The organism is Streptomyces sp. NPDC048182, from assembly GCF_043202555.1.
GTDB lineage: Bacteria > Actinomycetota > Actinomycetes > Streptomycetales > Streptomycetaceae > Streptomyces.
The window spans coordinates 232,250-244,577 of record NZ_JBIDAQ010000006.1 but is presented as its reverse complement, the minus strand read 5'-3'; the positions used below and the strand labels follow the sequence as shown (position 1 = coordinate 244,577).

Annotated in this window: 12 protein-coding genes; 2 read left to right on the top strand and 10 right to left on the bottom strand. The window is 69.8% G+C overall.

From position 1 onward, the window contains the following. Positions 1-3 precede the first annotated feature (3 nt). The 7 genes from ACGFZL_RS14525 to ACGFZL_RS14495 all read right to left on the bottom strand — a co-directional run bounded on the left by ACGFZL_RS14525 (position 4) and on the right by ACGFZL_RS14495 (position 6,332). Entirely contained in the window at positions 4-1,047 is a 1,044-nt protein-coding gene (locus ACGFZL_RS14525) for a serine hydrolase domain-containing protein (RefSeq protein WP_393691587.1), read from the bottom strand. A gap of 111 nt (positions 1,048-1,158) precedes the next feature. After that, complete coding sequence (locus tag ACGFZL_RS14520) at positions 1,159-2,280, bottom strand: glycosyltransferase family 4 protein (protein ID WP_393691585.1); 1,122 nt, start codon at positions 2,278-2,280, stop codon at positions 1,159-1,161. Beyond that, entirely contained in the window at positions 2,277-2,813 is a 537-nt protein-coding gene (locus tag ACGFZL_RS14515; RefSeq protein WP_393691583.1) for a dCTP deaminase domain-containing protein, read from the bottom strand. Before ACGFZL_RS14515 ends, ACGFZL_RS14520 begins: the two co-directional genes overlap by 4 nt. After that, on the bottom strand, positions 2,810-3,349 hold the full coding sequence (gene dcd / locus ACGFZL_RS14510; RefSeq protein WP_393691581.1) for a dCTP deaminase: 540 nt from the start codon (positions 3,347-3,349) through the stop codon (positions 2,810-2,812). Before dcd ends, ACGFZL_RS14515 begins: the two co-directional genes overlap by 4 nt. Continuing rightward, positions 3,346-4,581: a bifunctional metallophosphatase/5'-nucleotidase gene (locus tag ACGFZL_RS14505; protein ID WP_393691579.1), complete on the bottom strand. Its 1,236-nt coding sequence runs from the start codon at positions 4,579-4,581 to the stop codon at positions 3,346-3,348. The genes dcd and ACGFZL_RS14505 overlap by 4 nt, the downstream gene beginning before the upstream one ends. Next, a complete protein-coding gene (locus ACGFZL_RS14500) occupies positions 4,578-5,861 on the bottom strand; it encodes a UDP-N-acetylglucosamine 1-carboxyvinyltransferase (RefSeq protein WP_393691897.1) in 1,284 nt (427 codons plus the stop codon). The genes ACGFZL_RS14505 and ACGFZL_RS14500 overlap by 4 nt, the downstream gene beginning before the upstream one ends. 39 nt (positions 5,862-5,900) lie before the next feature. Next, the gene (locus tag ACGFZL_RS14495; protein ID WP_393691577.1) at positions 5,901-6,332 is read right to left on the bottom strand and encodes an ATP-binding protein; all 432 of its coding nucleotides are present in this window, start codon (positions 6,330-6,332) and stop codon (positions 5,901-5,903) included. A 175-nt stretch (positions 6,333-6,507) separates the two neighbouring features. Between ACGFZL_RS14495 and ACGFZL_RS14490 the strand changes: the two genes are divergently transcribed. Both ACGFZL_RS14490 and ACGFZL_RS14485 read left to right on the top strand, forming a co-directional pair. Next, the gene (locus ACGFZL_RS14490) at positions 6,508-7,779 is read left to right on the top strand and encodes a helix-turn-helix domain-containing protein (RefSeq protein WP_393691895.1); all 1,272 of its coding nucleotides are present in this window, start codon (positions 6,508-6,510) and stop codon (positions 7,777-7,779) included. After that, complete coding sequence (locus ACGFZL_RS14485) at positions 7,776-8,321, top strand: flavoprotein (RefSeq protein WP_393691575.1); 546 nt, start codon at positions 7,776-7,778, stop codon at positions 8,319-8,321. The genes ACGFZL_RS14490 and ACGFZL_RS14485 overlap by 4 nt, the downstream gene beginning before the upstream one ends. Here ACGFZL_RS14485 and ACGFZL_RS14480 read toward each other — a convergent pair whose 3' ends face one another. The 3 genes from ACGFZL_RS14480 to ACGFZL_RS14470 form a co-directional block, all read right to left on the bottom strand. Then, on the bottom strand, positions 8,322-10,019 hold the full coding sequence (locus tag ACGFZL_RS14480; protein WP_393691573.1) for a mobilization protein: 1,698 nt from the start codon (positions 10,017-10,019) through the stop codon (positions 8,322-8,324). It abuts the gene before it with no gap. After that, the gene (locus ACGFZL_RS14475) at positions 10,016-10,516 is read right to left on the bottom strand and encodes a plasmid mobilization protein (protein WP_393691571.1); all 501 of its coding nucleotides are present in this window, start codon (positions 10,514-10,516) and stop codon (positions 10,016-10,018) included. Before ACGFZL_RS14475 ends, ACGFZL_RS14480 begins: the two co-directional genes overlap by 4 nt. Positions 10,517-10,820: 304 nt before the next feature. Beyond that, the gene (locus ACGFZL_RS14470; protein ID WP_393691893.1) at positions 10,821-11,975 is read right to left on the bottom strand and encodes a DUF3631 domain-containing protein; all 1,155 of its coding nucleotides are present in this window, start codon (positions 11,973-11,975) and stop codon (positions 10,821-10,823) included. Between the last annotated feature and the right edge of the window lie 353 nt (positions 11,976-12,328).

Here is a 12,328-nt window from a genome sequence, read left to right as displayed (position 1 = left end):
GGATCAGGGGAAGGCTAGACCGCGGAAGGCGTTGCGGACGTCGGTCAAGGGCTGGCGTTCGCGGGTGTAGTAGAGCTTGTTGGTCAGCAGTACTGCCCACCGTCCTTGCTCGGGTGAGATCCACATTCCGGTGCCGGTGAAGCCGTAGTGGACCCAGATGTCCTCAGCGGGGTGCGTGCCAGGCGCGGGGTGCCAGAACAGGCCGCGCACTGGCTCCAGGGCGCCGGTCTGGACGGTCAGCGACTGCCTGGTCCAGTCGGGGCCGAATCCGGCCTGCCCGTGGCTGGTTGAGGTGTCCAGCATGTAGCGCAAGAAGACGGCGAGGTCGTCGAGGACGGTGAAGGCACCGGCGATCCCGCACACTCCGCCCAGGAGGCGGGCGGAAAAGTCGTGGGCGACGCCCTTGAGGTGGGCGCCGGTGTCCTGGTCGAGTTCGGTCGGTGCGCACCGCGTGGTGATCTCGGTGGTCAGGGGGCCGAAGCGGGTGGAGTGCATGCCCAGCGGCTGCCAGGTCCGTTCCGTGGCGAGCTGGTCAAGGCGTCGCCCGGCGAGGTATTCGGCGAGGTATCCGAGGATGAGGGCGGCTCGGTCGGTGTACTCGACGGCCTCGCCGGGCGGGCGGTGCAGGGCCTCGTGGAGGACTCCGTCGCGGATGTCCTGGGGGTTGGTGCCGTAGAGGTTCTTGAGTTGGGCGCGGAGCGGTGCGCCGGCCGTGTGGGTCAGCAGGTGGCGGGCGGTCACGGCGCCGAGCGGGTGGCCGTCGACTTCGGACCAGAAGGCACCAAGCGGGGTGTCGAGGTCGAGCTTGCCTTCCTCCCACAGGGCTCCGATCGAGGCCCACACGGCGAGGATCTTGGTGAGGCTGGCGGCGTCGAAGACGGTGTCGGGCTGCATCGGCACGTCCGGCTCGTTGGGGTCGAGGACCCCGGTGGCGCCCTGGGCGCGGGTGCCGGTGGCGTCACCGACTGCCCATACGGCGCCGGGGTAGACCTTGTCGCGGACGCCTTCGTTCAGGAGGGCTTCGATGCGGTCGGTGCTGTACGTCATGGTCTCCCTGTTCGCCGTGGGCAACCCGCCGGATCAGCGTAGTGACGCGGGCAGGGCCGGTGGGGGAATGGCGTGTCGGACGTCGGATGCGGGGGCTGATCGGTGGCTTTCTCAGGTGAGCTGGCGGCCGAGGTCAGCCAGGGCCTGGGCGGTAGTGGTGAGGGGGTAACGGGCGGCATTCGCGTGGCCCGCCTGTCGCAGCGCGGGCAGCAGGCCGGGGGCGGTTCGTAGGCGGTCGAGGTCGCGGGCGAGTGCGGCGGAATGGGTGAAGTCGGTGGCCACTCCGGACGCGGCGACGACTTCGTTGAGGCCGGGCACAGGTTGGTACAGGACAGGCAGACCGCATGCTTGGGCCTCCAGTGCGACCAGGCCCATGGCTTCCAGGGTGGTGGACGGCATGACCAGGACGTCGTGCTCGGCGAAGGCTTTCCACAGTTGTGGACGGCGGAGCCAGCCGAGGTACCGGGCCCGCACTCCGGTCCGCTGGAGGAGCGGGGCCAAGGCGTGGAACTGGGCTCTGGGTGCGGCGATGCTCAGTTCGACTCCTGGAATGGGCGCCAGGCTGGTGATCAGGTGCTCTGCGCCCTTCTCGGCGGTCAGCCTGCCTGCGTACAGCAGCCGTAGGTGGCTGGTGGAAGTGCGGCCGGGCCGGGAAGGCGGATCGGTGAGCAGATGGTCGGGGACACCCCACGGAATGCGGACGACCTTGCGGCGGTCGATCTGCGGGGCGAGCTTGAGAAGGCGGTCGGCCATCGCGCCGGTGGGGACGACGATCGCGTCGGCGGCCCTCGCCGTCTCGCGCAGGACTTGGAGCTGGTCGCGGTGTGCATCGGCGAAGATCAGGTCGGTGCCGTGGACCAAGGCGATCCTGGGGTGGGCCGGCAGAGCCCGGAGCAGGGCGGGCGTGGCGCCGAAGGTGAGGTGCTGCAGGTGGAGTACCCGGATCTGGGCTGGATCGATCGCGGTCACCAGCGCCTGGCGCAGGGCTGCGACGTAGCGGCTGAAGGCGGCGCCCTCCAGGCACTTGCCGGCGACCGTCAGCAGGTCGAGCCCGGCGGGGAGGTGGGGTTTGGGGCGGGTGGGGGCCAGCATGAAGGCCCGTGCGGGGATGAGGGGCTTGTCGCCGGTGTACAGGTCGAGGAAGAGTTCGACGCTGCCGCCGGGGCTTCCGGCTGGGAGGTCGAGGAAGGTGGCGGCCAGCGGCCCCGCGGCCGGGCGGACGAGGGGGCTCACAGCGCTCCTTGGGGGATCTCTTCGTACAGGCGGGAGATGTCGATGCCGTGCGTGGCGGCGTACTTGGCGCGCTGTTGCTGGTAGCTGGCCGGGGGGCCGAGGGTGGTGAGGAAGACGAGCTTGCCGAAGGTCATTCCCGGATAGACGCGGGCGGGCTTGGCAGCGCGGATCTCCAAGGTCCAGCGGATCGCGTGGCCCTGGTGGCCGAGTGGTGCGGAGACGTGGACCCAGATGCCGAGGGCGCCGATGGTGCGGTTGCCGTTGAGGAGTTGGGCATACGTTTCCGAGCCGGTCCTTTCCAGCGTGACGCCGAGGTAGAGCACACCGGGCTGCAAGACCAATCCGGAGGTCGGGATGGCCAGTTCGGTGAAGGCGGTGGGGGCGGCGGCGTCCAGGTCGCCGTCGCAGATGCGGATCGTGTCGCCCAGCCGCCAGTCGTAGGCATTGGGGGACAGACGTGCCGGGTCGTAGGGCGCGATGGTGATCTCGCCTGCGCTGACGGCGGCGGCAATGGCGGGGCCGGTGAGGATCACGAGGCGCCCGCCTGGGCGGGTGCCTCGTCCAGCCAGTAGCGGGAGGGCTGGGGGCCGGCGGCGCCCTGGTACTTGCCTCGGTACAGGTCGACGTCCCCGGTGGAGACGAAGAACATGATCTGCCCGATCTTCATGCCTGCGTACACCCGCAGAGGGCGGATGGGGGACAGCATCAAAGTCCACTGGCCGTGGAAGCCGATGTCACCGATAGGGGCGGTGATCTCGACGAATAACCCCAGTCGTCCGACCGAGGAGCGGCCGAAGAGCAGTGGGATGAAGAGGTCCGAGCCGACCTCCTCGACGGTGTGGCCGAGGTACAGCTCGCCGGGCTGGAGGACGTATCCGTCCGTGTCGATTCGGATCGCGTGCGTGGGGTTGGCGTGGTGGGCGTCGATGACCTTGGTGGCGTACGTCAGCAGGGTGGCGCCCAGGCGGACGTTGTAGCTGTTGGGGTTCGTCTGCTTCGGGTCGAACGGGGTGATGCGAAGGCGTCCGTCGGCAACGGCCGTGTTGATCTCGGGACCGGTGAGGATCATTGAGCGCTCCCTGGAAGAGCGTCGGCAGAGTCAGCGAACGGGGCCGCCAGGACGCTGCGCACCGCCTGGCCCAGACGCAGTCCGGCTTGATGAGTGCGGCCGCCGAGATAGGTATCGGCGATGTAGTCGGTGGTCAGCACGATGCGCGCTGTCAGTGGCAGGGGTGTGGGCGTGACGGCCAAGGGGCCGACGCGTTCGACGAGATGAGCGAGCGGCTTGGCGTGGTCCTCGGACTGATCGTCGGAGAGGAAGGCGTGGACGAGCTGGTTGCCGAAGGGCTCGATGGCGAGCAGGTCGCCGAGGGTGAGGACATCGCCGAGTGGTACGGGGCGCAGAGCGGTCTCGTTGAGGATGACCGCGTCCGCTCCGAGGCCGGTGTGCAGGCGGGTGGCGATCTCGCCCAAGAGGAGGCGCCGGTTCAACAGGGTATTGAGATATGGCTCGTTCACGATGCCGAGCTGGCTCCCCAGGGTGCTGCCGACGAGGGCGATCTTCTCCTGCAGTACGGCGAGGGCCTCGGGGATCAGGGACGTGTCGGGGAAGATGCCTACGCGGACGGCCCAGCCGGCCCCGACCGGCTCGGCGGTGGCGTACCCGACGCCGAGTTCGTGACCCTTGACGACGAGGGTGTCACCGACGGGCACGGGGCCGTAGCTGCCGCTGTGGCAGTGCCCGGCGAAGATGACGTCCGCGAACGGGCAGGCGGCGGCCATTTTCAAGTCCTCGTCGAAGCCCGAGTGGGACAGCACCATCCAGGCGTCCGCACGGTGGTGGTGCTCCAGCATCACCTCGCGTAGGGCCTGGGCAGGGTCGGTGACGTGGTGGCCCGTGCGCTGGTTGGCAGGGATCGCGTTGAAGGCTTGCAGGCCGATTACCCCGGTGACGGCAACTCGCCGGCCACCGATGTTCTCGATGCGCACGCGGTCGAAGAGTGGCCTGCCGCTGCTGTCGGCTGCGTTCGCGCACACGGTCATCGCGTGCAGCTGCGGTTCGAAGTAGTGCGGCCAGCCGTGGTTTCCAGGGGCGAGCAGGTCGTACAGGCTCGTGAGAGCCTCGCACTCGATCTGCCCCTGGCCGAAGCGGTAGAAGCCGGTGCCTTCGAAGAAGTCGCCGCAGTCCACGATCAGGCTCTCGGCCCTGGCGGCGTGGAGGTAGGCGAGCATCGGTGTGGCCTGGGCGAAGGAGGAGTGGACGTCGGTCGTGGCGGTGATCCGCTGAAGCTGCCGGGTCATGGCGTGACCTCGCAAATGTCGGCGCCCAGGGCGTGCAGTTTGGTGGGCAGGTCGGCGTGGCCGCGCCGGAGCTGTTCGAGGCCGCCGAGGGTGGTGACGCCGCGCGCGGTGAGACCGGCGATGAGCAGGGCCGAGCCCGTGCGGATGTCGGTGGCCTCCACGCCGGCTCCGGTCAGCTGCTGCGGTCCGGTGAGGCGGCATTCGGTGGGCGAGAGTTCGTGGATCTCGGCGCCGAGGCGGGCGAGCTGGGGGAGCAGGTTGCCGTGACGGCCGGGGTTGATGGCGTCGGCGAACAGATGAGTGCCGGGCAGTCCGAGGGCCAGAGCCATCAGCGGTGGTTCGAAGTCGGCGTCCAGACCGCCGGGGGAGAGGGAGGCGATGGCGCGCAGCGATCGCCCGGTCGGCTCGGCGTCGTGGGCCCGGACGGTGAAGGCATCGCCCTCGACGTCGGCTGGGACTCCCAGCCAGTTCAAGGCTGAGACCAGGGGAGCGACGTCGTCGGCGCGTACGCCCCGGATGTGTGCACCCCCGCCGGTCGCCGCGACCGCACAGGCCAGCGTCCCGGCTTCGACCTTGTCGCCAGGCACCGCCCAGACGGTGGTGTTCGTCGAGACGGAAGTGGGTGGTGACAGCGTCAGGACCGACTCACTGACCCGGCACGTCCATCCCGCCGCCTGCAACGCCTCTACGATGCTGATGACTTCAGGCGAGAGATTGGGGTGGCCAAGGCGCAGTGACCGGCCGGCTACGACGGCGCGCAGGAGGGCGGCGATGCTCGCCCCGCGAGAACGGAAAGGCAGCACCACGGACACCGTCTTGGTCCCACCAGTGGCTGCTTCCACGACGTACCCGTGGCCGTCTACGGTCGTGCGGTCACCGAAGCGCTCGTAGACCTTGAAGTGCTGCTCCATCCCCCGTTCCCCGATCCGGCAGCCTCCCGGCCAGGGCAGCCGGGCTCGCCCGTACGCGCCGAGCAGGGCCGGTACGAGGTAGTACGAGGCCCGGATACGGGCGGCGACCTCAGGATCGGGGCCTGGCTGGGGCTTGTCGCTCGGCAGGATCACGGTGGTGTGCGGATCGCTGACCGGACGGGCCGTGTGCCAGCCGGCCTGTTGGAGCAGGGTGAGCATGGTCTCGACATCCGTGTTCGACGGGACGTTGCTCAGATGCACCGGGCGGTGCAGGGCCGCGGCGGCGGCCAGCAGGGGCAGGGCCGCGTTCTTGGAGCCGTCGACGGTGATGGAGCCGGCGAGTGGGCTGCCGGGTCGCACGGCGACCACTTCTGCGGCGACGGGGGGAGTGCGTACGGCTGTCAACGGTCAACTCCTCTGCAGGGGATAGTGAGATGCGGTGCGTAGTGGGGTGCTGACCTTGAACTCGGCCCAGCAGCGTTTGCCGGGCGGCAGCGGATCGAAGCCGTGGCGGTCCGCGAGTGCCGCGACGAGGAACAGCCCTCGTCCGCCTTCGTCGTCGACATCCGACAAGCTGACCTGTGGGACGGCGGGGTTGGCGTCGTTCACCTCGATTCGCAGTCCCTTATCGCTCAGGCAGACGGCGGCCGTGATCGGGCCGCCGTTTGCGTGCCGGACCGCGTTCGCGATGAGCTCTGCGGCCACCAGCTCTGCCGCGTCCAGGAGTTCGGGGCCGAGGAAGGCGCCGAAAGTCCGTATCCCCTTCGCGAGCTGCTGGCGCGCGGACGCTGCGGCAGCTGGCGTGCCAGAGACGGGAATCCGGATGTGATGCGCTTCCATGAGCGGCCTCCTGGTTGGTTTGGCCACTCCACGCAACCGCTCCGCACGTAAGCGGAACCAGTCGGTGTGCCGGGGCTGCATCACTTATGCAGGAGCTGCATCACTGCCAAATGCCACTCGGTTACTCTCGGTTGAGCATGCAGGATCGGCGACGGCAGAAGGGGCCGTGGCACAGATGGCCGAGGCACAGAGTGAAGCGAGACGGATCGGTGAAGTGATCCGTCAGGCACGTGTGTTACAGCGGCGCTCGCAGAGGGACGTTGCCGCCGCGCTTGGGTATCACCAGTCGAAGCTGAGCCGCCTGGAGAGCGGCAGGGGTACCGAGGACGTACGAGTGCTGCGCGAGATCGCGCAGGTGCTGGAGATTCCGCCGCAACGTCTCGGCCTCGCTGCTGCTTCTGATGCCAGCCCCGCCGAGCCCGGAACAGAGGACATGCACCGCCGTACCTTCCTTGCCGCGAGCGTCGCCGCACTCGCGGCTCCGCCGTCGTCGAGCGCGGCACATCACGACCTGATCCAAGTCCTGTTGCCAGGCACGAGCCCCGCGGCCACCGGGCAGGCCCTGGGCCTCGACGAACTGCGGGACCGGGCACGAGCCGTACGCCGGATGTTCTGCACGTGCGACTACGCGGAACTGGAGCAGACCTTGCCGGGTCTGATCGCCGACCTGCGTCAGGTTGCCGGAGGCTCATCCGGCTCGGCGGAGGTGTCCGGGCTGCTTGCGACCGCCTACCAGACGTCGGTGAGCCTGTTGCTGAAGCGGGCCGATCAGGGCAACGCCTGGCTCGCGGCCGGTCGGGCCATGGCCGAGGCGGAACGGTCCGGGGATCCTGTCGTTCTCGCCGCGAGTGTCCGTGTCCACGCTCACGTCCTCGTACGGGAGAAGCACACGGCTCAGGCCGTGAACATGGTCCGTCACACTGCCGACCAGCTCACCGGCTCCTACGACCAGCGCTCGCCCCGGTACCTGGCAGCGGTTGGTCTGCTGTTGCTCCGCGGGGCGACCGCCGCCAGCAGAAACGGCGACCGCGACACCACCCAGGACTTCCTCACCGAAGCCAAGGAAGTCGCTCGCTACGTCTCCTTCGACCGGCCGGACGCCTGGGCGAATTTCAGCCCCACCAACGTCGCACTCCACGAGATCAGCGCAGCCGTCTCCTTCGGTGACGCCGGCATCGCCCTGGAAACCGCACGGCCGCTCATGCGGCGGCACATTCCTGTCCCCGAGCGCAGGGCCGCGCTGTGGGTGGAGACCGCCCGCGCCTACAGTCAGCAGGGCAGGCTCGCCGAGGGCTACCAGGCCCTGCGTATCGCCGAGAGCTGCGCGGCACAGGACATCCGCCGCCCGGCCGTACGCGAACTGGTCGCCGACATGGCTGCCCGCGACCGCCGCCGGGCACTGCCCGAGCTGCACCACTTCAGCCGCCAACTGGGAGTGCCCGCGTGAGTGATCAGCCCGACAAGCCGTTCCTACAGATCGTGGTCTGCGCGGCCGGCGTAGCCGCCGACGTCAGCAAGCTGATCACCGCAGCACAGAAGCGGCACTGGGACGTCGGCGTCATCGCCACCCCACAAGGGCTCTGCTTCCTCGACGCGGAGGCGGTCGAGGCCCAGACCGGACGCCCCATCCGCTCGGCCTGGCGATCACCGGGGGAGCCGCGCCCGACTCGGCCTGCGGACGCGATCGCGGTCGCCCCGGCCACCTTCAACACGGTCAACAAGTGGGCGGCAGGGATCTCCGACAATCTCGCCCTGGGCGTCCTGTGCGAAGCACCCGGCATGGACATCCCGGTCGCCGTGCTGCCGTATCTGAACTCAGCCCAGGCTGCCCACCCCGCGTACCGCCAGAGTCTGGAACGGCTGCGCGAGATGGGCGTCCTGATCGGCTCGTATGAACCGCACCGGCCGAAGGCCGGCGGCGGGGTCGACCGCTACCGCTGGGAGGAAGCCCTGGAGCTCCTGGCGCCCAAGCTGTCCGCCCCGGCCTGATCAGCGCCGTCGTGGCGGTGACCCCTGTGGTGGCCGAGCAATGGCTGCCGCAAGGTGGGTCGGCACGCTGGGCCGTTGCATGGCGCTGTGGGCTCTGGCTGCCTGGGCCCGTGGACCGGGAACGTGGCGCTCGCCGAGGCGGCGGATGCGCCAGGTCAGCGCGCGGGCGGGACTGCGGGCGTCGTCAAGGGCGCGTTGGTGCAGCGCTTGGCCGAGGACAGTGGGTGCGTTGTGTCCTGCTGCCTCTGTCTCGGCGAGCACGGTGGCGAGTGCGTCCCAAGCGGGGTCGTTGAGGATGCGCTCGGCGTGCTCCGGAATCACATCCTGAAGGTGGTGGGCGAAGCGGCGCTTGGTCTGTGGGCCGGGTGCCCGGCTGGCGAGGCCGACCAGGACGGGCTCGGCGGTCTGCGCGTACGCGGTCTGCAGGTGGAGTAGCGCTTGTTCGGCTGCCGCCTCCTGCTGGGCGTGCTGGCGGGTGCGGTGCCAGTGCAGCGCGAAGGCGACCGCGGTGAGTGCGGCGTCCAGGAGCATGGTGAGTCCGGTGCCGTCGCTGTCCTGTGGCCTCTCGCGCCAGATGGTCTGGATGCTGCGGCGCATGGCGCGGGTGCTGTCGAGGTCGGCGGCAATGAGGGAGCGGGTGGCGCGCTCGAAGGCAGCGGCGGCTTGTTCGAGTTCGGCCCGCACCGCGGTCGGTGCCATGACGGGCAGCAGGTCCAGCGTCGCGCCGAGCGCGACGAGTTGGCCCTGAGCCGTCTGAGCGTCGCCTTTCGTGAGGTGGTGGGGGATGCGTTCGGTGGCGGCGGTGGCCTGGTGCCACGGGTTGCCAGGGTGGATGGTGGCCGGCTCGGGGCTGGTGGTGGCGAGGCGTTCGCGGATCTTGGGCAGGGAGAGGCCAGGGGCGAGGGTGGAGCCTGCGAACCACACCGGGTTGCCTTCCTCGTTCACGTTGCCGGGCAGGGCGAAGTTGCAGCCGAGCGCGTCGCCGGAGGGAGCGAGCTTGAGGCGTACGTCCACGCCGGTCGCCTCCAGCAGTGAGAAGAACTCGGCCTCGTCGGCCGCGGCGGCGACCGCGCGGCGCACCCGCATGCGCAGGATCTCGCGGGCGGTGGCGTCCTGGCCCTGGCGGTTGGCCTTGAAGTGTTCCTTGCTGGTGGGGCGTTTGGCGGCGGTGCTGTCGCCCGGCTTCAACCGCCTCAGCCCGTAGTCGACTTCGATCTGGCGGGCTTCGCGCTGGACGGCCCGGATGTCGTAGTCCCGTTTGGGGCGGCGGCCGTCTTGGCGGACGAGGGTGGCGGCGATGTGGATGTGGTCGTCGGCGTGCCGTACGGCCACCCAGCGGCAGGCTTCGGTGTCTCCTGTGGGGGCGATGCCGGCGGCGGCCACGATCCGGCGGGCGATCTCTGCCCACTGGGCGTCGGACAGGATGGGGTCCTCGGGGGCGGCGCGGACCGGGCAGTGCCAGACCGTGGTCTGGGGAGCCCGGCGGCCGAGCATGGCCACTGGCTGGTCGAGCTGGGTGTAGAGCTGTTTCTCCACCTCCTTGGGGTCGCGGTGGGGGCTGCGGCCGGGGTCGGGGGCGAAGTCGTTCCAGGAGGCGACCAGGTGGGGGTCGATGTGTTCGTTGGCGTCGCCCTTGCCGAAGAGGTAGGCGATCAGACGGCGGGTGCTGCCTTTGCCGGTGATGATCTTCGGTATCACCGGTCCTGCCTTCCCTCGGTGACCTGGGCGACGGCGGTGTCCACGTCGGCGATCGATGCTTCGACGTGGGCCAGGAGCCGGTGGACGACGGCGGGCTCGGGCCAGGCGCCGTCCTTGTTGAGGTGCCAGGTGAGCTGGTTGAGGTTGTTGCCGATCATGCCCAGCTGGCGGTTGGCGGCCATCAGTGCCTTCACCATGGCGCGGTAGTCGGCGACCGCGGCGGTGGGGTCCTCGGCGCGGGCGGCGGCGAGCGATGCCTCGGCGACGTAGCCGCCGATCTGCATACGGCTGAGCGCGGCGGCGTGGGCGAGGTCGGTGAACTCGCTGTCGCTGTAACGGGGGTGTACGCGGCGCTCGCGTAGGCGCGGCTGACGCAGGCGGCGCTGCGGCGTCGGCGTCTGCGTGGCATGCGGCGAGGGTCTGGTGTCTCCCGTCTCGGTCGGCTCCCCCGGGCCGACCGACCCCGGCGCCCCCTCGGCGCCGGGTGCCTCCGCCACCCCAGGAGCGGAGGCCGGGTAAGGACTCCTTACCCGACAACTTGCTGCGCTGTCTGGGGCTGAGGCGGTGTGCATCTGCTCCTGAGGTATGGGCAGTTCGTGGTGCTGTTCGTGCATGGTGGTCCTCCGGTGGTGAGGGGCGGGAGATGTGTCACGTGCGTCGCATCCGTCCCATGCCTGGTCAGGACAGGTACGGACACTCGGGCAGGTACGGAGAAGTCCGTCCCGGTGAGGACATCCGTCCCCGCGCTGACCTGCGCGGGGACGGATGCGACGCAGTGATACGGACCCAGCGGGAGGCGGGTCAGCGGGCGCGTTTCGGGCCGGCGGTGCCGCTGGGCGGGCCGATGGGCAGCTGACCCGACGGGGCGGCGGGCGGCTTGCCCTGGGCCGGGGGCGCGGGTGTGGGGGCGGGCGCTGTCTCGGTGAGGTCGGGGCAGTGCCGGGCCCAGCTGTCGAGGAACCGGTTACGGGCGTACCCCTTGGCCTGCCTGCCCTTGTCGAACCGGTAGTTGGCCGGGCGGATGTCGAAGTCCCGGAGCATTCTGCCCAGGTGGTAGGCGTTGAGCCCGTTGGTGCTGTGTTCCGCCCAGGGGGCGTCGGGGTCCTGGAGCAGGGCGGTGACCAGATCCAGGGAGGACAGGGCTTCCGGGTTGCCGTGTGTCTCGAAGACGCGGTGGATGTCGCGCAGCAAGCGCGTCTTGAGGTTGGTTTGCTCGTCTTGGACGGCCTCGAAGCGGGTCATCGCGACACAGGCCGCACGGGCGCTGGCGGGCCAGTGGCCGCCGGCCAGGTCGGCGATGATGACCAGCGGTTCCCAGGTGTCTGCCGCCCGGTCCTCCACCGGCATCGTTGGCGCCATGCGGCCGGCCGTGCCGCGCAGCGGGCCCAGCCAGGCGGCCAGCTTGTCCCGCAGTGCGTTCAGTTCCGGTGTGGCGTGGCGCGAGCGGAAGGGGGTCACCTTCTCGCCCGGCTTGCGCTTTTGCATGCGGAGCACGACCGCCCGGTCGGTGATCGTGTCGGGCAGGTCGCCGATCGAGGCCAGTGCGGCCATGGCGAAGGTCGGATACGGGGTCGGCTTGTGCTCCGGGCCGGAGATGCGCCAGGCGGGCCGGTTGCGCTGGTGTCCGGCGTTCAGCAGGCCGCGAAGTTCCTCGTTGTCGCCCGCCTTGCTGAAGATGGTGTCGGCCTCGTCCACAAGGATCGTGCGCGGGTTCTTGCCGATGACGCGGAAGAGCACCGCCGTGGACATGTTCACCGTCATGATCGGCTGGTGGACGGTCTCGTGGAGCACGTCCAGCACCCGGGACTTGCCGCAGCCCTTCGTCGGGCCGACGACCGCCAGACGCGGCGCGTGCTGCAGCGCGGTCTGGATGTGCGTGGCCGCCACCCATAGGGTGACCGCTGTCAGCGCCTCGTCATTGGGCAGTACGACGTACTTGCCGATGGCCGCCCGCAACTCGTCCAACAATTCCGCACCCTCACCGGAACCCTGTTTCACGGGGTCTGCCGGTTCCCGAGGAGGCCAGGAGACGCTCCCGTGATCCGGTCCCCGTGCGTCGACGGGACCGGTCCCCTCCTGCTGGGCGGTTCCCGCCACGGGGTTGTCGGTCCCCAGTGACTGGCGGGGACCGTGATCACGGTCCCCGTTGCGGTCCCCTGGTGCAACTGCAGCCTGTTGGGGACCAGTCCCCATTTCGGCGCCGTTGACCTGCGGGTTTGCGCCGGATGTCGATACGGGGACTGGGACGTGCGGGGACCGAGTACCGGGCAGGTCGCGGGGACGGTCCCCAACGGCAGCATCTGCAGACT

Excerpts from the sequence above, each read along its gene's own strand:
- ACGFZL_RS14525 (WP_393691587.1), bottom strand. The coding sequence starts at position 1,047 with ATGACGTACAGCACCGACCGCATCGAAGCCCTCCTGAACGAAGGCGTC.
- dcd (WP_393691581.1), bottom strand. The coding sequence starts at position 3,349 with ATGATCCTCACCGGTCCCGAGATCAACACGGCCGTTGCCGACGGACGC.
- ACGFZL_RS14505 (WP_393691579.1), bottom strand. The coding sequence starts at position 4,581 with ATGACCCGGCAGCTTCAGCGGATCACCGCCACGACCGACGTCCACTCC.
- ACGFZL_RS14495 (WP_393691577.1), bottom strand. The coding sequence starts at position 6,332 with ATGGAAGCGCATCACATCCGGATTCCCGTCTCTGGCACGCCAGCTGCC.
- ACGFZL_RS14490 (WP_393691895.1), top strand. The coding sequence starts at position 6,508 with ATGGCCGAGGCACAGAGTGAAGCGAGACGGATCGGTGAAGTGATCCGT.